This window comes from Roseivivax jejudonensis (genome assembly GCF_900172265.1).
Lineage (GTDB): Bacteria > Pseudomonadota > Alphaproteobacteria > Rhodobacterales > Rhodobacteraceae > Roseivivax > Roseivivax jejudonensis.
Genome location: NZ_FWFK01000003.1, coordinates 38167 through 57156 on the forward strand (window position 1 = coordinate 38167; position 18990 = coordinate 57156).

Sequence of the window (18990 nt, forward strand, 5' to 3'; positions counted from 1 at the left end):
GATGCACGACCCAGAGCCAGAGTTCCGGCCCGTTGCCGGCGTGGCCGAGCCGCTCGCGCCCGGACTGCGTCGCGTGCTCGCGCCCAACCCCTCGCCGATGACCTTCCGCGGCACCAACACCTACCTCGTTGGCGACGCCGAGATCGCGGTGATCGATCCCGGGCCCGCGGACGACGCGCACCGCGACGCGATCCTGCGCGCGGTCGGCCCCTCGGCGCGGGTCGCGGCGATCCTCGTGACGCACGCGCATCTCGATCATTCTCCGCTGGCGCGCGCGCTGGCGTCAGAGACCGGCGCCCCGGTCCTGGCCTACGGCGACGCCCGCGCGGGACGCAGCCCGGCCATGCAGCGCCTCGCCGCCGCCGGCGCGCTCGGCGGCGGCGAGGGCGTGGATCTCGGCTTCGTGCCCGACCGAGAACTGGGGGACGGCGCCGTGGTCGAGACCGCAGAGTGGCGGATCGAGGCGCACCACACCCCCGGTCATTTCGGCAACCACCTATCCTTTTCTTGGGGCGACATCCTGTTCACCGGCGACCTGGTGATGGGCTGGGCCAGCTCGCTCGTCTCGCCGCCCGACGGCGACGTGACCGACTTCATGGCCTCGCTCGAACGTCTCGCGGCGCGGCGCTGGTCGGTCTTTCATCCCGGCCACGGCGCGCCGGTCGCCGAGCCCGGAGCGCGCCTCGCCGCGCTCGCGGCGCACCGCCGGGCCCGCGAGGCCCAGATCCTCCAGGCCCTGACCTCCGGTCCCGCCGACGCGTCCGGCCTGGCCGCGGCCATATACACCGACACGCCTGCCGCCCTGCACCCGGCCGCCGCACGCAACGTGCTCGCGCACCTCATTGACCTTGCGGGAAAAAACCGGATCGAAGCGCTCGACCCCCTCGGCCCCGACGCGCGCTTCGTCCGCCTCTGACCCGGCCGTCATCTTTCGGTGATTTTTCTGCTCCCCCCTCTGGACGCCCCCGACCCGCCTTGCTATACGCCACGCCGTGTTCCGGCGTAGCTCAGCGGTAGAGCAGTTGACTGTTAATCAATTGGTCGTAGGTTCGATCCCTACCGCCGGAGCCAAAACTTCCTCAGTCGTTTGAGATTGAAAGATTTCGGAGATCGGCTCGAACGATGTCCGACTTCTTGAGTGCCCATATCCACACGTCAGCCGAAGCCGACGCGGTGTGATCTTCGGCCGCGCGACGGCAGCGGGATTGCATCATGTCAGCCCCGTGGCGGCCCTGGTCTCGGGGCACGCCTCCTGAACGAATGACGTCGCTCCGTTCCGCCGACGTTACGGCTGTGTCGGCGACCGGAACCCGGACCGTGCGCGCCTCGGGATGCCGGTGATACGCGCGCCGCGCTCGTGGACGATTTCAAACGCGGGCAGCAGACCATTGGCGTCTTTCAAAAAATGCCGAAGGGTGCTGTCGGGCCGCGACCGGTGGCGGCACGTTTCGGCCTGCCCCATACTCCGGCAGAACCGTCAGCACGTTCGGAGCCACCATGACCGCCAAGTACTACGCGCCGCACGGCGGCCACCCGGGCCAGGAGACGCTTCTCACGGATCGCGCCGTCTTTACCGAGGCCTACGCGGTGCTGCCACGCGGCACCATGCGCGACATCGTGACGAGCTTCCTGCCTGGCTGGGACGGCACACGCCTGTGGGTGCTCGCGCGGCCGATGACCGGCTTCGCCGAGACGTTCTCGCAGTACATCATGGAGGTCGCGCCGGGCGGCGGATCGGAGCATCCCGAAACCGACCCGGAGGCCGAGGGCGTGCTCTTCGTCGTCGAGGGACGGGCGACGCTGACGGTGAACGGCGACATGCACGAGATGACGCCCGGCGGCTACGCCTACCTGCCACCGTCGGCGCACTGGACCCTGCGCAACGCGGGCGATGACGCCCTGCGGTTCCACTGGATCCGCAAGGCCTACGAGCCGGTGGACGGGCTCGACGAGCCCGATCCGCTGGTGCTCAACGAGAACGACATCGCGCCGACGCCGATGCCCGGCACCGACGGCAAATGGGCCACCACCCGCTTTGTCGATCCTGCGGATCTGCGCCACGACATGCACGTGACTGTGGTCACGTTCGAGCCCGGCGCCGTCATCCCGTTTCTCGAGACCCACGTCATGGAGCACGGGCTCTACGTGCTCGAGGGCAAGGCCGCCTATCGGCTCAACACCGACTGGGTCGAGGTCGAGGCCGGTGACTTCATGTGGCTGCGCGCCTTCTGCCCGCAGGCCTGCTATGCCGGCGGGCCGGGGCGCTTCCGCTACCTGCTCTACAAGGACGTGAACCGGCACATGGCGCTGCGCCCGGCCGCCGCCGCGCGCCCGGCCGCGCGTCGCCTCAGGTCCGCGGCGGAGTGACCGGCCCGCCGATCGCGGCGGTGAGGGCCCGCGCGGCAGCAATGACGCGCCCGCTCAGGGCGGGTATCTGGTCGCGGTCGATCCGGCTCGTCGGGCCGGACACCGACAGGCCCGCCACGATCTCTCCGCTCAGGTCGAAGACCGGCGCCGCGATACAGCGCATCCCGGCGGTCTTTTCCTCGTTGTCGACGGCGTAGCCGCGCGCACGGATCTGCTGCAGATCGTCCCGCAGCAGCTGCAGATCGGTCAGCGTGTGCTCGGTGAACGCGGCCAGCCCTGCCACGCCGAGCAACCGGTCGCGCCGGGCGTCGTCCATGTGCGCGAGGATGGCCTTGCCGATCCCCGACGCGTGCAGCGGCGACAGCGTTCCGGGCGGAAAGAACGCCCGGATGCTCGCCTCGGTCTCGACCTGGCTCAGGAACAGGACGGCGGCCTCCTTCGCGATCCCGAGGTTGGCGGTCTCCCCGGTCTCTTCCATCAGCGTGCGCAGCACCGGGCGGGCGCGTTCCACGAGGCTCGTGCGGCGCAGGAAACGCGCCCCGATGACGAAGGCCCCGGCACCCACGTGCCACAGCTGCTCGTCGGGTTCGAACTCGACGAGGCCGCGCCCCTCCAGCGTGACGAGAACGCGGTAGACCGTGGCCGGAGACTGCCCCATCTGCCCCGCGATCGCGGTGAGCGCCATGCCGCGCGACTCGCTCAGGAACTCGAGGATCTCCATCGCGCGGTCGAGCGACTTGATCGTGTTCTGCTCGGTCTTGTCGTGCCAGTCGCGGGGCCGGCCGCGCGCCCGGCGTGGCCCCGTCTCGTCGATTTCCTTGGGTTTCACGACAGTCCTTCACGCTTCATTGAAAAACGCGCTCACGATATGAAAAACACAAGACGCTGACAATCCTGCGTTTTCAGAGACCGCGCCATTCTGAAAAACATTTTTAAAAAACTCTGCCGACGCGCGGCGACGCGCTATCGTGCCGCCATCGACGGAGGAGACACCGATGAGCTTTCAGAACCCCGTTTTCATTCCCGGCCCCACGAACATCCCCGAACGCCTGCGCAAGGCCTGCGACATGCCGACGATCGATCACCGGTCGCCGCTCTTCGGCCAGATTCTCCATCCGGCGCGCGAGGGCGTGCGCCGGGTCTTCAAGAGCGAAAGCGCGGAGGTCTTCATCTTCCCGTCCACCGGCACCGGCGGCTGGGAAACCGCGCTGACCAACACGCTGTCGCCGGGCGACCGCGTGCTCGCGGCGCGCAACGGCATGTTCTCGCACCGCTGGATCGACATGTGCCAGCGCCACGGGCTCGACGTCACGGTGGTCGACACGCCCTGGGGCCACGGGATCCCGGCCGAGCGCTACGAGGAGATCCTGACCGCCGACAGCGCCCACGAGATCAAGGCCGTCCTCGCCACGCACAACGAGACCGCGACCGGCGTGACATCCGACATCGCCGCGATCCGCCGCGCGCTCGACGCCGCCGCGCATCCCGCCATGCTGTTCGTGGACGGGGTCAGTTCCATCGGCTCGATGGACTTCCGGTTCGACGCGTGGGGCGTCGACGTCGCCGTGACCGGCTCGCAGAAGGGCTTCATGCTGCCCGCCGGCCTCGCCATCGTCGGCTTCAGCGACACGGCGATGCAGGCGACGAAAACGGCCACCCTGCCCCGCACCTTCTTTGACGTGCACGACATGGCGGCGGGCTATGCCAACAGCGCGTATCCCTACACGCCGGCCGTCGGCCTCATGAACGGGCTGAACGACGCCTGCGGGATGCTTCTGTCCGAGGGGCTCGACGCCGTCTTCGCCCGCCACCACCGCATCGCCGAGGGCGTGCGCGCCGCCGTCGGCGCGTGGGGCCTCGAGCTCTGCGCGGCGACACCGGCGGTCTATTCCGACACCGTCAGTGCGATCCGGACACCAGAAGGCTTCGACGCCACGCGCATCGTCACCCACGCCGCCGACACCTACGGCGTCGCCTTCGGCGTCGGTCTCGGTGACGTGGCCGGCAAGGTGTTCCGCATCGGTCACCTGGGCAGCCTGACGGACGTCATGACCCTTTCGGGTCTCGCCACGGCCGAGATGTGCATGGCCGATCTCGGCCTCGACATCCGGCTCGGCTCCGGCGTCGCGGCGGCGCAGGACTATTACCGCGCGCATCCCGCGCTCGCACGCAAGGACGCCGCCTGATGAAGGACCATGCGATGCAGATCCCGACCTACGAGGACATGCTGGCCGCGCACGAGCGCATCCGGCCGCACATCCGGCGCACGCTTGTCTTGACCTCCGACTACCTCGACGAGATCACCGGCGCGCAGCTCTTCTTCAAGTGCGAGAACCTGCAGGAGCCCGGCGCCTTCAAGGTGCGCGGCGCCTCGAACGCGGTCTTCGGCCTGGACGACGACCAGGCAAAGCTCGGCGTGGCGACCCATTCCTCGGGCAACCACGCGCTGTGCCTCAGCTATGCCGCCGGCCGGCGCGGCATCCCGTGCAACGTGGTCATGCCGCGCACCGCGCCGCAGGCCAAGAAGGACGCCGTGCGCCGGTACGGCGGCCGCGTGACGGAATGCGAGCCCTCCACCACCTCGCGCGAGGAGGTGTTCGCCAAGGTCCAGGCCGAGACCGGCGGCGAGTTCGTGCACCCCTATAACGACCCCCGCGTGATTGCCGGTCAGGGCACGTGCTCCAAGGAACTGATGGAGCAGATCGCCGAGCGTGACGGCGGCGGGCTCGATATCGTCACCGCGCCCATCGGCGGCGGCGGCATGATCTCGGGCACCTGCCTGACGCTGTCGACGCTGGCGCCGGACACGCAGATCATCGCCGCCGAGCCCGAACAGGCCGACGACGCGATGCGCAGCTTCCGCGCCGGGCACATCATCGCCGACGACGCGCCCGACACCATCGCCGACGGGCTCAAGGTGCCGCTCAAGGATCTGACATGGCATTTCGTGTCGTCCCACGTGAGCGACATCCTTACCGCCTCCGAGGACGAGATCGTCGAGGCGATGAAGATCACGTGGAAGTACCTGCGGATCGTGATGGAGCCGTCCTGCGCGGTGCCGCTCGCGATCATTCTGAAGAACAAGGACCGGTTCGCGGGCAAGCGGGTCGGCGTGGTCGTCACGGGCGGCAACGTCGATCTCGACCGCCTGCCGTGGATCAAGTGAAGGGAGACCCAGCCATGAACGCCCCCGTCAATCTCGAGACCCTCGAAGTCGGCTTCGACGTCCCCGCCCAGCCCGGCATGGACGAGGCCGACATCCAGACCCCCTGCCTCGTCCTCGAACTCGACGCACTCGAACGCAACATCCGCAAGATGGGCGACTACGCCCGCGCCCACGGCATGCGCCACCGCGTGCACGGCAAGATGCACAAGTCCGTCGACGTGGCGAAGCTGCAGATGGACCTCGGCGGCGCCTGCGGCGTCTGCTGCCAGAAAGTGTCGGAGGCCGAGGTCTTCGCCCGCGGCGGCATCACCGACGTGCTGGTCTCCAACCAGGTGCGCGACCCGCAGAAAATCGACCGGCTGGCCCGCATGCCCAAGCTCGGTGCGCGCACCATCTGCTGCGTCGATGACGTGGCCAACGTGTCGGACCTGTCGGCCGCCGCGCAAAAGCACGGCACCGAGATCGAGTGCCTCGTCGAGATCGACTGCGGCGCCGGGCGCTGCGGCGTGACCACGACCGAGGCGGTCGTCGAGATCGCGAGGGCGATCGACGCCGCACCGGGCCTCAGGTTCGCCGGCATCCAGGCCTACCAGGGCGCGATGCAGCACCTCGACTCCTACGACGACCGCAAGGCCAAGATCGACGTCGCCGTGGCGATGGTGAAGGACGCCGTGGACGGCCTGAAGGCCGAGGGGCTCGACTGCGACATCGTCGGCGGCGGCGGCACCGGCTCCTACTATTTCGAGAGCACGTCCGGCGTCTACAACGAGCTTCAGTGCGGCTCGTACGCCTTCATGGACGCCGATTACGGCCGCATCCTCGACAAGGACGGCAACCGCATCGACCGCGGCGAGTGGGAAAACGCCTTCTTCATCCTCACCCAGGTGATGAGCCACGCCAAGGCGGACAAGGCGATCTGCGACGCAGGCCTCAAGGCGCAGTCGGTCGACAGCGGCCTGCCGGTCATCTTCGGACGCGACGACGTCGAATACGTGAAGTGCTCGGACGAGCATGGCGTGATCGCGGACCCCGGGGGGGTGCTCGCGGTCGGCGAAAAGCTCCGCCTCGTGCCGGGGCACTGCGACCCGACCGCCAACGTGCACGACTGGTATGTCGGTGTGCGCGGCGGGAAGGTCGAAACGCTCTGGCCCGTCTCCGCGCGCGGCAAGGCCTACTGAGCCAAGGGACGGGAAGGTCCGGTCCCGGAGGGGCCGGAAAGTCGTCCGCGTGTAGGCTCTCCTTCCGGCGGTGGCACGCGGACGCACGACCAAGAACCAGAGGACAGACCCATGCTGATCGTGCCCGAGCGAGAGATCGCAGACCTGATGACCCGCGAGGCCGCCTTTGCCGCCGTCGAAAAGGTCTTCGCCGCCATGGCCGCCGGCGACGCCTACAACTTCCCCGTGGTGCGCGAGGCCATCGGTCACGAGGACGCGCTCTACGGCTTCAAGGGCGGATTCGACCGCGCGGGCCTCACGCTCGGCCTGAAGGCCGGCGGCTACTGGCCGAACAACATTGCCAAACACGGGATCATCAACCACCAGTCCACGGTGATCCTGTTCGATCCCGACACCGGCAAGGCCAAGGCGATGGTGGGCGGCAATCTCCTCACTGCGCTGCGTACCGCGGCCGCCTCGTCGGTGTCGATCCGGCATCTCGCCCGCTCCGACGCCAGGGTGATCGGCATGATCGGCGCCGGCCACCAGGCCAGGTTCCAGCTGCGCGCGGCGCTCGAGCAGCGCGACTTCGAAAAGGTCATCGGCTGGAACCTGCATCCCGAGATGCTGTCGAATCTCGAGGAGGTCGCGACAGAGGCCGGCCTGCCCTTCGAGGCCGTTCAGCTCGACGACATGACACGCGCCGACGTGATCATCTCGATCACCTCGTCCTTCGACGCGATCCTGTCGGCCGACCAGGTGGCGGCCGGCACGCACATCGCCTGCATGGGCACCGACACCAAGGGCAAGCAGGAGGTCGACCCCCGTCTCCTGACCCGCGCGCAGGTCTTTACGGACGAGGTGGCCCAATCGGTCACCATAGGCGAAGCGCAGCATGCCGTCGGCCAGTCGCTGGTCTCGGAGAGCGACATCGCGCAGCTTGGCGCGGTCATCAACGGCGCGCATCCCGGCCGGACCTCGGACGCCGACATCACGCTCTTCGATGGCACCGGAGTCGGCCTGCAGGATCTCGCCGTGGCCGCCGCGGTGGTCGATCTTGCCGTCGAGAGAGGCGTCGCGATCGAGGTCGACTTCTAGCGCGGCGCCCTTCTGCGACACGACACCGGGCGGCCCATGGGCCGCCCGTTTCGGTTTGGATGCGTGGATCCCGTGGCGCTCCGCACTATGCGCTCGGCGCACCGTAACCGGATTGCAGCGCGCCAGCCCCGGCGCCGCGGCCGACATGGCTCCGCTTCACCCGACGCCGATGCGTCTTCGCGTGGCGGCGCCGGGCCCGTCGCGCGACAGGGCCGCGCAGCGCCTAGCTCAGCGGGATGGCTGAGCCGTCCTTCGCGCTTTGGTACGTTCCTGAGAACTCACCGTACAATTCGTACAGACGCGCGGCCCGATCCGACAACGCGGCGCGCTCCGCGTCGTCCAGGCGCGCGATCTCGTCCTTGATGCTCCAGCTCGTCCAGTATGCGTTGCTGCGGTTGTATTCCCCGTCCGTCAGCCCGAAGACCTCGCTCAGGATCTTCAGGTCATGCGGGATCGAAAAGCTGTCGCGGCTGTCCTGGTGGCTGAAGAAATAGAAGAAGTTGTCGAACCCCGCCCACGTGATCGCCGACAGGCACAGCGAGCATGGCTCATGCGTCGACAGAAAAATCAGGTCGCGCGTGTCCGGCCGTTCACCCTGCTCGTAGAACCGCTTGAGACAGTGCATTTCTCCATGCCACAAGGGATTTTCCGTCTCGTTGTTCGTCTCGGCGAGGACCAGCGACAAGTCCGATTTCCGCAGCAGCGCGGCGCCGAAGACCTTGTTGCCGGCGGCCACGCCCTCGGCCGTCATCGGCGCGATGTCGTGCTCCATCGTGTCGAGCAGGCGCGACAGCAGCGCGGCGCGATCTGCGGGAAGGTCGAACGGAGTGCGGGTCGTCATTCTGATGTCCTCGTGACGGTATGATGCGAAGGGCGCCGCGCTGGCCTTCCTCGCGCGAACGATAAGAAAGCCAGCGCAACACATTGAAAAGACGGGCGGCGTCCGGCCAAACGCCGCCCGGAGCGAGCCTCAGGCCCGCCGGTCCTTGGCCAGGCTGCCCCGCGAATGCCCCGACATGCCGCCCGACACCTCCTCGGTCGACTCGTCGGACAGATCCTCGGGCAGAGCGAGGTTCAGCACGATCGCGATGAGCGCCGCCGGCAGGATCCCCGAGGTCGCCAGCACCTGCATCGTCTCCGGCAGGTACTGCAGCGCGTTCGGCTCGAGTTGAAGCCCAAGCCCCAGCGACAGTGCGATGGCGAAGATCACCATGTTGCGGCGGTTCCAGTGGACGTCCGACAGCATCGAGATGCCCGCCGCGACCACCATTCCGAACATGACGATCACGCCCCCGCCCAGCACCTCGATCGGAACCGACGAGATCACCGCACCGATCTTCGGCACGAGGCCGCAGGCGATCAGGAACAGCGCGCCGATGGTGACGACGCCACGGCTCATCACGCCGGTCATGGCGATCAGGCCGACGTTCTGGCTGAACGAGGTGTTCGGCAGCGCACCGAACAGGCCCGAGATCGCCGTCCCGATCCCGTCGGCGAAGGTCGCGCCCTGGATCTCGGTATCGGTCGCCTCGCGACCGGCGCCGCCCTTGGTGATGCCCGAAACGTCGCCCACGGTCTCGACCGCAGACACGAAGGACATCAGGCCGAAGCCGAGGACCGCGGCGACGCTGAACTCCAGCCCGAAGTGCAGCGGATCCGGCAGGGCGAACGGCGCGGCGGTCGCGACATTGCCGAGGCTGACCTGCCCCATCGCGAACGCGAAGACGTATCCTGCCAGCAGCCCGAGAAGGACGGCCGACAGCGACAGCATCCCGCGCGCGAAGAACTTCAGGCCCAGCGTGACGAGGATGACGATCCCCGCCATCGACCAGTTGAGCGCCGAGCCGTATTCCGGCGCGTCCATCGCAGGGACGCCACCCGCGGCGTACTGCACGCCGACCTTGACCAGCGCGAGGCCGATCATCGTGACCACGAGCCCTGTCACCAGCGGCGGCAACGCGAACCGGATCCGACCGATGAACAGCCCGAGAAACGCATGGAAGATGCCACCCACGAGGACACCACCCATCAGCACGCCGATGGCCTCCACGCCCTTGCCGGCGACGAGCGGGATCATGATCGGGATGAACGCGAAACTGGTGCCCTGCACGATCGGCAGGCGCGCGCCAACCGGTCCGATGCCGATCGACTGGAACAGCGTCGCGACGCCGGCAAAGAACATCGACATCTGGATCATGTAGATCATGTCCGGAAAGTCCGGGCTGTCGGACCCGAAGCCGAACCCGGCCGCGCCGCAGACGATGATCGCGGGCGTGACGTTGGATACGAACATTGCCAGAACGTGCTGTATTCCCAGCGGGATCGCCTGTGCGATCGGCGGCGTGAAGTTGGGATCGCGGAGTTGTTCCGGCGACCCGATAGACCCGTCGGCCATGGTGGTTCCTCCCTCTTGAGATACACGCCCGCTCCTCCGCGGGCGGTCGGTTCACGTCACGATGTCGTAGGGCTCCTCGAACCAGTGCTCTTCGAGGTTCGCGCCCGCGCCGATCCGGTCCACGACCGCGAACAGCCCCGGCGCAGCCAGCGGCGTCAGCACGCCGTGCCAGACACCGCGGTGGTAGTTCACGCCCTGTCCCGGCGCCGTTCGGAAAGCGCGCGGCACGCCCGGCACGCCCGCCTCGTCGGGCGCCACGATCACCAGGAACGGCTCGCTGCTCATCGGCAGGAAGGCCTGGCTTCCATCGGGGTGGCGCTCGACCATCTCGAGCCGCAGCGGCAGATCGCGCGGCACCGCGTCGAAAATGCTGATGCCGGCGCGCCCGTCCGAGACATCGATCCGCGCCCGGTCGTGGTAGCGGCCGCACAAACCCTGATTGATGAGCTTGTCCGGCGCGCCGGCGGCGTCGAGCACGTCGCCGAACGGCGCGAACGCCTCGGCGACGAGCGGCTCTATGCGGATCGCCCGGCTCATGTTGCGAACTTGTCCCTCAGGCGCAGCTCCGCGATGCGCTCGACCTGGCGGCAGGCCGTGGCGAATTCCGTCGCACGGTCGTTTTCGAGCCGGTCGCGGAACGCCTGCATGATCGACGCCTTGTCGTGGTCGCGCACCGCGATGATGAACGGAAAACCGAACTTGGCGGTGTAGGCGTCGTTCAACTCGGTGAAGGTCGCACGCTCCTCGTCGGTGAGCGCATCGAGGCCGGCGGAGGACTGTTCCGCCGTCGACTCCGCGGTCAGCCGTTTCGCCGCGGCGAGCTTGCCGGCGAGATCGGGATGCGCCGTCAGGACGCCCAGCCGGCTCGCGTCCGGGGCTGTGCGGAACACGCGCGCCAGCGCGGAATGAACGCCCGTCGCCGTGTCGTGCGTGGGGCCGAGCTCGAGCGCGTGCGCGCCTTCGGCGATCCACGGGCTGTGCTCGAACACGCCGCCGAACTCGGCCACGAAGGTGTCGCGATCCATCTCGGACGGGCGCAGGCCCCTCCGCACCGGGTGTTCCCGCGCCCAATGGTCGGCGATCTCTTCGCGCGTTGCGAACCAGACGCCCTCATGCGCGCGCATGTGATCGAGAACCCGCTTCAGCGCCATCGCCCGGCCGGGCCGCCCGATCAGCCGGCAATGCAGGCCGATCGACAGCATCTTCGGCGCCCCTGCGTCGCCCTCGGCGTAGAGCATGTCGAAGCTGTCCTTCAGGTAGCTCTCGAACTGGTCGCCCGCCGTGAAGCCCGCTTGGATCGCGAAGCGCATGTCGTTGCAATCCATCGTGTAGGGCACGATCAGCTGATCCTTGCCCCCGGCCTTCGTCCAGTACGGCAGGTCGTCGGCATAACTGTCTGCGATATAGGCGAATTCGCCTTCTTCCGCAGCAAGGTCGATGGTGTTCATCGAGCATCGGCCGGTGTACCAGCCGCGCGGCGGCGCTCCGGTCACCTCCGTGTGCAGGCGGATCGCCTCGCGGATCTGCGCGCGCTCCTCGTCAGGGCTCATGTCCTTGTGTTCGATCCACTTGAGCCCGTGGCTCGCAATCTCCCATCCGGCCGCCTGCATCGCTGAAAGCTGCTCGGGCGCCCGCGCCAGCGCGGTCGCGACGCCGTAGACGGTGACCGGCAGATCCGAAAGAAGCCGATGGACACGCCAGAACCCGGCGCGCGCGCCGTATTCGTAGATCGTCTCCATGTTCCAGTGCCGCTGGCCCGGCCAGGGCTGCGCGCCGGTGATCTCCGACAGGAACGCCTCGGAGGCAGCGTCGCCGTGCAGGATATTGTTCTCGCCGCCTTCTTCGTAGTTCAGCACGATCTGAACGGCGATCTTCGCGTCACCCGGCCAGTTCGGCCGGGGCGGATGCGCACCGTGGCCGGTCATGTCTCGCGGATAGCGTGTCAAAGCATCGGTCCTCCAGTTTCCCGGTGGATAAACCGAAAAGTGAGGAACGATTATCAAAAACTTCAGAAAGGAGCCTTCTGCGCGCGCCGCTTTGCGTGTCCGGCACCCCGGGCCTAGAACCTCTCAACGGATCGAGGAGACGCTGCCATGACCGGATACCTGACGACCCACGTGCTCGACACCGCGCGCGGATTGCCCGCCGCAGGCCTCGAGATCGAGCTCTATCGGATCGAGGGCGACAATCGCACCAAGCTCAAGACGGTGCGGACGAACGCGGACGGGCGCACCGACGCGCAGATCCTGCCCGAGGCCGAATTCGCCACGGGCGTGTACGAGCTCGTCTTTCACGCCGGCGCGTATCTCGACGCGACCGGCACGCCGGCGGAGGATCCGCGTTTTCTCGACGTGATCCCGATCCGGTTCGGCATGTCGCAGGCGGCGCACTACCACGTGCCGCTGCTGCTGTCGCCGTTCGGCTACTCCACATACCGGGGCAGCTGAGTCACCGCGTTTTCGACTCGGTGTCGCGGACGGTTGCGCCGATCCGCTCGATGACGAACTCCATGAAGAGCCGGGTCTTCGGATCCTGCCGTCGTCGATGCGTGAACAGGCACGCCATCTGGATCGGCTCGGGCGGGGTTTCCGCGGCGACCGGCACCAGCGTGCCGGCGCGCAGATGATCGGCGATCTCGAACACCGGCTTGAGCGCGATGCCGTGCCCCGCGACCGCCCAGTCGGTCAGCACGTCGCCGTCGTCGGATTCGTAGCGGCCGGCGACGCGAAACCGCTTCGGCCCCTCGGGCGTCGACAGGCGCCACTGGAACTCGGTCGCGCCGGGAAACCGAAGGTTCAGGCATTCGTGCGCGCCCGTTACAAGGTCGGCGCCGCGTCGCGGCATGCCGCGCGCCGCGACGTAGGCCGGCGCGGCGCACAGCACCCGCTTCACGTCGGCGATCTTGCGGATCCGCAGGTTGCTATCTTCCGGCTGACCGAGGAAGAACGCGAGATCGAGTCCTTCGGTCGTCAGGTCGACCTTTCGGTCGGTCAGCCGCAGGCGGACGCTGACCTCGGGATATTCCTTCAGGAATTCAGGCACCTGCGGTGCGATCAGGCGGCGACCGACGCCAAGCGGCGCGGCCACGTAGAGCGAGCCCTTCGGGTTCTCGGTGATGCTGACGATCTGCGCCTCGGCGCTTTCCACCGCCTCGAGGATGTCCATGGCACCGCGATAGAAGGCGTTGCCCTGCTCGGTCGGGGTCAGGCTGCGTGTCGTGCGCTGGAACAGCCGCACGCCGAGATGCTCCTCGAGCTGGGAGATGCGCGCCGAGGTCACCGCCGGCGAGATTCTCAGGTCGCGTCCCGCGGCCGACATGCTGCCGAGTTCGTAGACACGGACAAAGGTGCGGACATTGTCGAGATAGGACATTATTCGGCAATTTTTGATGCTGCTTGGCGCTCATCGCAAATACCAGAACAAACAGGGATGGAATAGGGTCGGCCCGAGTTCTGATCTTTGGAGGCCTGCCATGTACGATCTGGCGATCATCTGGGACTGGATCGCGTTCTCGGTCCGCTGGCTGCACGTCATCACCGCGATGGCGTGGATCGGCGCATCTTTCTACTTCATCGCGCTCGACCTGATGCTGAAGCCCAACCCCGATCTGCCGGACGGCGCCCACGGCGAGGAGTGGGAGGTTCACGGCGGCGGCTTCTACCACACCGTGAAGTACACGGTCGCGCCGGCGCGCATGCCCGAGCACCTGACCTGGCACAAGTGGCAGAGCTACACGACATGGCTGTCCGGGGCGGCGCTGCTGATGATCCTCTACTGGGTCAGCGGCGAGCTTTACCTGCTCGATCCCACGAAGGCCGATCTGACGCTCTGGCAGGGCATCGTCATCTCCGGCGGCTCGCTGACAATCGGCTGGCTCGCCTACGACCAACTGTGCAAGTCGAAACTGGGCGAGACGCCGACCGTCCTCATGCTCGTCCTTTTCGGCATTCTGGTCGTGATGTCATGGGGCTATCACCAGATCTTCACGGGCCGTGCGGCGCTTTTGCATCTCGGCGCCTTCACCGCCACGATCATGACGGCGAACGTGTTCTTCCAGATCATGCCGAACCAGCGCATCGTCGTGGAGGACCTGAAGGCCGGGCGCACGCCCGACGCAAAATACGGCAAGATCGCCAAGCTGCGCTCGACGCACAACAACTACCTGACGCTGCCGGTCGTGTTCCTGATGCTGTCGAACCACTACCCGCTCGCCTTCGCGACCGAGTACGCGTGGATCATCGCGGCCCTGATCTTCCTGACGGGCGTGACCATCCGGCATTACTTCAACACCATGCACCGCACCGGAACGGGGCCGCACTGGACCTGGGCGGTCACCGTCCTGATCATGGTGGTGATCGCGTGGCTCTCGACCGTGCCGGGGGGCGAAAGCTACGAGCAGGCCGAAGCCCGCAGCATGACCGCCCACGAGACGCGGTTCGCCTCGGCCGACGGCTTCGACGACGCGTACTATGCCGTGGTCGGAAACTGCTCCATGTGCCACGCGCGCGAGCCCTCGTGGGACGGCATCCGCTGGGCGCCGCGCAACGTGGTTCTCGAAACCGAGGCGGATGTCGCGCGGCACGCCGAGCAGATCTATCTGCAGGCGGGCCGCAGCCACGCCATGCCGCCGCCGAACGCGATCCAGATGGACCCCGAGGCGCGCGCCGACATCGTCGCATGGTTCCGAAGCGCGACCGCGAACTAGGCGTGCGCTGCGATCTGCCGCCCTGGCGTTTGCGTCCCGCACGCCCTCGGGTGCCGAAGACACCGCCTTCGGACCGCGGTCTTTCGACCGCACGGTCTGCGTCGACGGGCGGCACCCGTCCGAGACCGGCAAGCGCTCTCACCCATGCCGCGCCCACGTCTCCCGACGCCGCAACGGCAAACGTTCCGGCTCGACCGCGCCGAGCCCTAGCCGACCGTCGCAAACACACACCGGCGAGCCCGAATTCTCGCAGCGTCCGCGTGACAGCTTTTGACGCCCCTGTGCGTCATTCATAAACCAGCGGTCAGGCCCGACCGCGGGACTCAGTCATTGGAGAGGCACATGGCGCTTCGTTTCATCCACGCCTCCGATCTGCATATCGGCCGGAAATTCTCCAACATCCCCGAACCGCCCGACGGCAACGTGCGCGGCCGGCTGATGGAGGCGCGGCACGGTGCGATCGGCAAACTGGCGGCGGCGGCGCGTGCGCACGGCGCGGGCCACATCCTTCTGGCGGGCGACACCTTCGACACCGCCACGCCCTCGCCCTCGGTGATCCGCCAGGCGCTCGCCGCCATGAAGGACGCCGCCGACGTGACGTGGTGGCTCCTGCCCGGCAACCACGACAACCTGCGCGACGCCGAACCGCTCTGGGACCAAATCGGGCGCGATGCCCCGGCCAACGTCGTGGCGCTGACCGAGGCGCGGCCGCATGACCTGGGCGAGAGCGCGTGTCTGCTGCCCTGCCCGGTCGCGTTCCGCGCCGGCGCGAGCGACCCGTCCGAGCCCTTGGTCAACATGGACAGCGACGCGGACAAGCTGCGGATCGGCCTGGCCCATGGCGGCGTGACCGACTTCACCGAAAGCGGCGATGCCATCGCGCCGGACCGCGATCGCACCGCGCGGCTCGACTACCTTGCGCTGGGCGACTGGCACGGCCGGATGTCCGTGTCCGACCGCGTGCAGTATTCCGGCACGCCCGAACAGGACCGGTTCAAGCATGGCCGCCGCGGCGTCTGCCTGGCCGTGTCGCTGGAGGGGCCCGGAGCGACGCCGCAGGTGACCGAGGTGGAGACCGGCACCTTCCTGTGGTCCGACGTGGCGCTGCTGCTGCACGCGCGCCAGGACGCCGCCGCGGCGCTGACCGCCGTCCTGCCCGACGGCGGCCGCCGCGATATCCTGCTCAGGGTCACGGCCTCCGGCTGGGCGGCGCTTCCCGACCAGGTCGAATTGCGCCGTGCGGCAGAGGCTTGCGCGCCGGACTTTGCGCATTTCGACCTCGTGACCGGGGCGCTCGGCACGCAGTACGACTCCACCGATCTCGACGCGATCGACCGGGGCGGCGCGCTGCGCCTCGCCGCGCGCGGGCTGATGGACGAAGCGGGGTCCGAAACCCTGTCCCGGCACCAGCGCGACGTCGCGGCAGACGCGCTCGCGCGCCTCTATGCCTATGTCCGGGAGAGCGAGGCATGAAGATCCGCGCCATCACGCTCAACAACGTGCGCCGTTTCACCGCGCCCGCCCGGGTCGACGCCATCGGCGACGGGCTGAACGTGTTGTGCGAGCCCAACGAGCACGGCAAGTCGACGCTGTTCGACTCGATACAAGCCGCATTCTTCAAGCCGTACGGATCGCGCGACCAGGAGGTCCGGTCCCTACGGCCCCATGCCGGGGGCGCGCCCGAAGTGACCGTGGAGCTGGAGATCGACGCCGGCCGCTTCATGATCACCAAGCGCTGGCTGCAGAAGCCCGCGGCGACGGTGCACCGCGACGGCACGCTCATCGCACAGGCGGACGCCGCCGAGGCGTGGATCGCCGATGCGCTGGGCGGCGATGCCGGCGGCCCGTCGGGCCTGATCTGGGTGCGGCAGGGCGTGACGCGCCTGACCGGCGGATCGCCCAAGGAGGAACAGGCGGCGCTCGACGCCCGGCGCGACCTGATGACCTCGGTCGGCGAAGAGGTCGAGGCGATGACCGGCGGGCGCCGGATGGATGCCGCGCTGGCGCGCTGCCGCGCCGAGCTCGAAATCTACGCCACCGGCAAGAACCGCGCCCCGCGCAAGAACGGCCCGTGGAAAGAGGCGCAAGAAGAGGTCGAAAGTCTCGAAGCCCGGCGCGAGGCCCTGGCCGCCACGGCGCAGGATCTTCACGAGTCGCTGGCCGCCCGCAAACGCGCCCGCCGGGATCTTCGCGGCTGGGAGGCGCCGGACGCCGTCGAGGACCGGCGGACGAAACTCGCCGCGGCGCGCGCGGCCCATGCCGCGGCCGAGCGCCATGCCGAAAAGGTCGAGACCGCCACGCGCGCGCTCGAGATGGCCCAGCTCACCGCCGACAACGCGCGCGCACGCCGTGACAGCTTTCGCGAGGCGCTGGCCGAGCGGGCCGCCGCCGCGGAAAAGGTCAGCGCCGCCGACACCGAGGCCGCAGACAAACGCGCCGCGCAGGACGAGGCCCGCCAGCGTCGCGACGCGGCGGCGCGCAAACTCGAAGAGGCGCAGGCCGCCCTCAAGGCTGCGGAGCGGGCCCGCGCGCTGGCGCTTCGGGCACGAACCGCGCGCGACGGCGCCGCGCGGCGCAAGGAGTTCGAGGACCGGATCGCGCGGGCCGAGGGCGCGCGCCGCGAGATGGAAACGGCCGCAGCCGCGGCCCGGACCGGTCCGGACGCCGCCACGCTGCGCCGGATCGAGGCGCTGGCCGCCGCCCACACGGCCGCGATCGCCGCCCGCGAGGCCACCGCCGCACAGGTCGTCGCGCACTACGACGCGGGCCGGGACGGCACGATCCGGGCCGACGGCACGGCGCTCGCCGACGGCCAGCCCCTGCCCCTGCCGCGCGCGACACGCCTGACGATCGAAGGCATCGGCCAGTTGGAGATCCGCCCCGGCGAGGCCGGCCAGAACGACCGGTCCGTCGAGGACGCGGCGGCGGCCCTGGCCAAGGCGCTCGCCGCCGTGGGCGCAGAGGACCTCTCCGGCGCGCGCGCCGGTACCGATGCGCGGGCCGACGCCGAGCGCCGCCACAGCGAGGCCAAGGCGGTGTTGGCGAGCCTCGCCCCCGACGGGATCGACCGCCTGCGCGAGGCGTTGGCCGCCATCCCGCAGCTGGACGAGGTCGTTGACGCGCCAGATCCGGACACGGCCGAGGCCGCGTTCGACGCGGCGCGGGCCGCGCACGAGGCCGCGCGCCTTGCCTCCGACACCGCGACCGAGCGCCTTTCGGACCTGCGGAACGACGCGACCCGCGCCGACACCACGCTCGCATCGCTGCGCGACCGCCTGAAACGCGCCGAGGAGGCGCTGGCAAAGGGCGGCGACACGTCCGAAGCCGATCTTGCCGCCACGGCGGACGCGGCGGCTGTCGCGCTGGAGGCGGCCCGCGCCGCCCACGCAGAGGCGACGAAGGACGCGCCCGATCTCGTCAGCACGCAGGCTGCGCTGTCCCGCGCGGAATCGGTCGAGACCCGCGCGCAGGAAGAAATCGCGCGCCTCAAGCCGCAGCTCGCACAGCTCGACGAGCGGATCCGCCGCTCGTCGGGAGAGGCCGTCGAGGAGCAGCTGGCCGAGACCGAGCAGGAGCTTGAGACCGCCCGCGCCCGCCTCGACCGGATCGAGCACGAGGTGGCCGTCCTCGTCCGCCTGGAGCAGGCGCTCGAGGCCGCGCGTGCCGAGGCGCGAGAGCGGTATTTCGAACCGATCGCCAAGGAGTTGAAGCCGCTTCTTCATCTCCTCTGGCCGGATGCCGAACTGACCTGGCGCGAGGACACGCTGCTGCCTGACGCGCTGATCCGCGACGGCCGGGAAGAGCCGATCTCCATTCTCTCCGGCGGCACGCAGGAACAGGTGGCGCTGCTCGTGCGCCTGGCCTTCGCGCGGATGCTGGGACAGGCCGGCCGGACCACGCCGGTCATCCTCGACGACGCGCTCATCTTCACCGACGACGACCGGATCGAGCGCATGTTCGACGCGCTGCACCGTCAGGCCGGCGATCTGCAGATCATCGTCCTGACCTGCCGCCAGCGTGCGTTCCGCGAGCTCGGCGGCAAGGCGCTTCGGCTCTCGACCGCCGCCGAGTTGGAGGCGCCTGGCTGAGCCTGCAGCCAGGC

The 18990-nt window shown here is 68.7% G+C and carries 16 protein-coding genes and 1 tRNA gene; 11 read left to right on the top strand and 6 right to left on the bottom strand.

Going from position 1 to position 18990, the window contains the following annotated elements:
- Position 1 precedes the first annotated feature (1 nt).
- From ROJ8625_RS08175 to ROJ8625_RS08185, 3 genes are all read left to right on the top strand, one after another.
- Complete coding sequence (locus tag ROJ8625_RS08175) at positions 2-916, top strand: MBL fold metallo-hydrolase (protein WP_085791407.1); 915 nt, start codon at positions 2-4, stop codon at positions 914-916.
- Positions 917-996: 80 nt separating this feature from the next.
- A tRNA-Asn gene (locus tag ROJ8625_RS08180) sits at positions 997-1071 on the top strand.
- Positions 1072-1497: 426 nt separating this feature from the next.
- Positions 1498-2367 (top strand): bifunctional allantoicase/(S)-ureidoglycine aminohydrolase, encoded by an 870-nt coding sequence (locus ROJ8625_RS08185; RefSeq protein ID WP_085791408.1) that lies wholly within the window; start codon positions 1498-1500, stop codon positions 2365-2367.
- Here ROJ8625_RS08185 and bhcR read toward each other — a convergent pair.
- Positions 2348-3196 carry an HTH-type transcriptional regulator BhcR gene (gene bhcR, locus ROJ8625_RS08190; RefSeq protein WP_234984214.1) on the bottom strand — a complete coding sequence of 283 codons (849 nt, stop codon included), beginning with the start codon at positions 3194-3196 and terminating at the stop codon, positions 2348-2350. The two genes, ROJ8625_RS08185 and bhcR, sit on opposite strands and share 20 nt — an antisense overlap.
- Positions 3197-3362: 166 nt before the next feature.
- Between bhcR and bhcA the strand changes: the two genes are divergently transcribed.
- The 4 genes from bhcA to bhcD all read left to right on the top strand — a co-directional run bounded on the left by bhcA (position 3363) and on the right by bhcD (position 7788).
- Positions 3363-4553, top strand: coding sequence for an L-aspartate--glyoxylate aminotransferase BhcA (gene bhcA / locus ROJ8625_RS08195; protein ID WP_085791409.1), 1191 nt, complete (start codon positions 3363-3365; stop codon positions 4551-4553).
- Positions 4553-5533, top strand: a complete 981-nt coding sequence (gene bhcB, locus ROJ8625_RS08200; protein WP_085791410.1) for a beta-hydroxyaspartate dehydratase BhcB — start codon at positions 4553-4555, stop codon at positions 5531-5533. The genes bhcA and bhcB overlap by 1 nt, the downstream gene beginning before the upstream one ends.
- 14 nt (positions 5534-5547) lie before the next feature.
- Positions 5548-6711 carry a 3-hydroxy-D-aspartate aldolase BhcC gene (gene bhcC, locus ROJ8625_RS08205; RefSeq protein ID WP_085791411.1) on the top strand — a complete coding sequence of 388 codons (1164 nt, stop codon included), beginning with the start codon at positions 5548-5550 and terminating at the stop codon, positions 6709-6711.
- A 111-nt stretch (positions 6712-6822) separates the two neighbouring features.
- On the top strand, positions 6823-7788 hold the full coding sequence (bhcD, locus tag ROJ8625_RS08210) for an iminosuccinate reductase BhcD (RefSeq protein WP_085791412.1): 966 nt from the start codon (positions 6823-6825) through the stop codon (positions 7786-7788).
- Between the two features lie 223 nt (positions 7789-8011).
- Here bhcD and ROJ8625_RS08215 read toward each other — a convergent pair whose 3' ends face one another.
- The 4 genes from ROJ8625_RS08215 to puuE all read right to left on the bottom strand — a co-directional run bounded on the left by ROJ8625_RS08215 (position 8012) and on the right by puuE (position 12129).
- Positions 8012-8629: a deaminase gene (locus tag ROJ8625_RS08215; RefSeq protein ID WP_085791413.1), complete on the bottom strand. Its 618-nt coding sequence runs from the start codon at positions 8627-8629 to the stop codon at positions 8012-8014.
- A gap of 129 nt (positions 8630-8758) precedes the next feature.
- The gene (locus tag ROJ8625_RS08220) at positions 8759-10183 is read right to left on the bottom strand and encodes a uracil-xanthine permease family protein (RefSeq protein ID WP_085791414.1); all 1425 of its coding nucleotides are present in this window, start codon (positions 10181-10183) and stop codon (positions 8759-8761) included.
- Positions 10184-10234: 51 nt separating this feature from the next.
- Entirely contained in the window at positions 10235-10720 is a 486-nt protein-coding gene (locus tag ROJ8625_RS08225) for an ureidoglycolate lyase (protein WP_085791415.1), read from the bottom strand.
- Entirely contained in the window at positions 10717-12129 is a 1413-nt protein-coding gene (puuE, locus tag ROJ8625_RS08230; RefSeq protein ID WP_234984215.1) for an allantoinase PuuE, read from the bottom strand. The genes ROJ8625_RS08225 and puuE overlap by 4 nt, the downstream gene beginning before the upstream one ends.
- A gap of 147 nt (positions 12130-12276) precedes the next feature.
- On the opposite strand from puuE, the gene uraH reads away from it, so the two are divergent.
- On the top strand, positions 12277-12630 hold the full coding sequence (uraH, locus tag ROJ8625_RS08235; protein WP_085791417.1) for a hydroxyisourate hydrolase: 354 nt from the start codon (positions 12277-12279) through the stop codon (positions 12628-12630).
- Between the two features lies 1 nt (position 12631).
- On the opposite strand, the gene ROJ8625_RS08240 is transcribed toward uraH, so the two are convergent.
- Entirely contained in the window at positions 12632-13555 is a 924-nt protein-coding gene (locus ROJ8625_RS08240) for a LysR family transcriptional regulator (RefSeq protein WP_085791418.1), read from the bottom strand.
- 100 nt (positions 13556-13655) lie between these two features.
- Here ROJ8625_RS08240 and ROJ8625_RS08245 point away from each other — a divergent pair, with 100 nt between their 5' ends.
- The 3 genes from ROJ8625_RS08245 to ROJ8625_RS08255 all read left to right on the top strand — a co-directional run bounded on the left by ROJ8625_RS08245 (position 13656) and on the right by ROJ8625_RS08255 (position 18976).
- Positions 13656-14888, top strand: coding sequence for a urate hydroxylase PuuD (locus tag ROJ8625_RS08245; RefSeq protein ID WP_085791419.1), 1233 nt, complete (start codon positions 13656-13658; stop codon positions 14886-14888).
- A 342-nt stretch (positions 14889-15230) separates the two neighbouring features.
- Positions 15231-16361: a metallophosphoesterase family protein gene (locus tag ROJ8625_RS08250; RefSeq protein ID WP_085791420.1), complete on the top strand. Its 1131-nt coding sequence runs from the start codon at positions 15231-15233 to the stop codon at positions 16359-16361.
- Positions 16358-18976, top strand: coding sequence for an AAA family ATPase (locus tag ROJ8625_RS08255; RefSeq protein WP_085791421.1), 2619 nt, complete (start codon positions 16358-16360; stop codon positions 18974-18976). Before ROJ8625_RS08250 ends, ROJ8625_RS08255 begins: the two co-directional genes overlap by 4 nt.
- The last annotated feature ends 14 nt before the right edge of the window (positions 18977-18990 follow it).

Bases quoted from the DNA above. Each gene is read 5' to 3' on its own strand.
- uraH (WP_085791417.1), top strand. From the start codon at position 12,277: ATGACCGGATACCTGACGACCCACGTGCTCGACACCGCGCGCGGATTG.
- bhcC (WP_085791411.1), top strand. From the start codon at position 5,548: ATGAACGCCCCCGTCAATCTCGAGACCCTCGAAGTCGGCTTCGACGTC.
- ROJ8625_RS08250 (WP_085791420.1), top strand. From the start codon at position 15,231: ATGGCGCTTCGTTTCATCCACGCCTCCGATCTGCATATCGGCCGGAAA.
- ROJ8625_RS08175 (WP_085791407.1), top strand. From the start codon at position 2: ATGCACGACCCAGAGCCAGAGTTCCGGCCCGTTGCCGGCGTGGCCGAG.
- ROJ8625_RS08220 (WP_085791414.1), bottom strand. From the start codon at position 10,183: ATGGCCGACGGGTCTATCGGGTCGCCGGAACAACTCCGCGATCCCAAC.
- ROJ8625_RS08185 (WP_085791408.1), top strand. From the start codon at position 1,498: ATGACCGCCAAGTACTACGCGCCGCACGGCGGCCACCCGGGCCAGGAG.
- bhcA (WP_085791409.1), top strand. From the start codon at position 3,363: ATGAGCTTTCAGAACCCCGTTTTCATTCCCGGCCCCACGAACATCCCC.
- ROJ8625_RS08255 (WP_085791421.1), top strand. From the start codon at position 16,358: ATGAAGATCCGCGCCATCACGCTCAACAACGTGCGCCGTTTCACCGCG.
- ROJ8625_RS08240 (WP_085791418.1), bottom strand. From the start codon at position 13,555: ATGTCCTATCTCGACAATGTCCGCACCTTTGTCCGTGTCTACGAACTC.
- bhcD (WP_085791412.1), top strand. From the start codon at position 6,823: ATGCTGATCGTGCCCGAGCGAGAGATCGCAGACCTGATGACCCGCGAG.
- ROJ8625_RS08225 (WP_085791415.1), bottom strand. From the start codon at position 10,720: ATGAGCCGGGCGATCCGCATAGAGCCGCTCGTCGCCGAGGCGTTCGCG.
- bhcB (WP_085791410.1), top strand. From the start codon at position 4,553: ATGAAGGACCATGCGATGCAGATCCCGACCTACGAGGACATGCTGGCC.
- ROJ8625_RS08245 (WP_085791419.1), top strand. From the start codon at position 13,656: ATGTACGATCTGGCGATCATCTGGGACTGGATCGCGTTCTCGGTCCGC.
- ROJ8625_RS08215 (WP_085791413.1), bottom strand. From the start codon at position 8,629: ATGACGACCCGCACTCCGTTCGACCTTCCCGCAGATCGCGCCGCGCTG.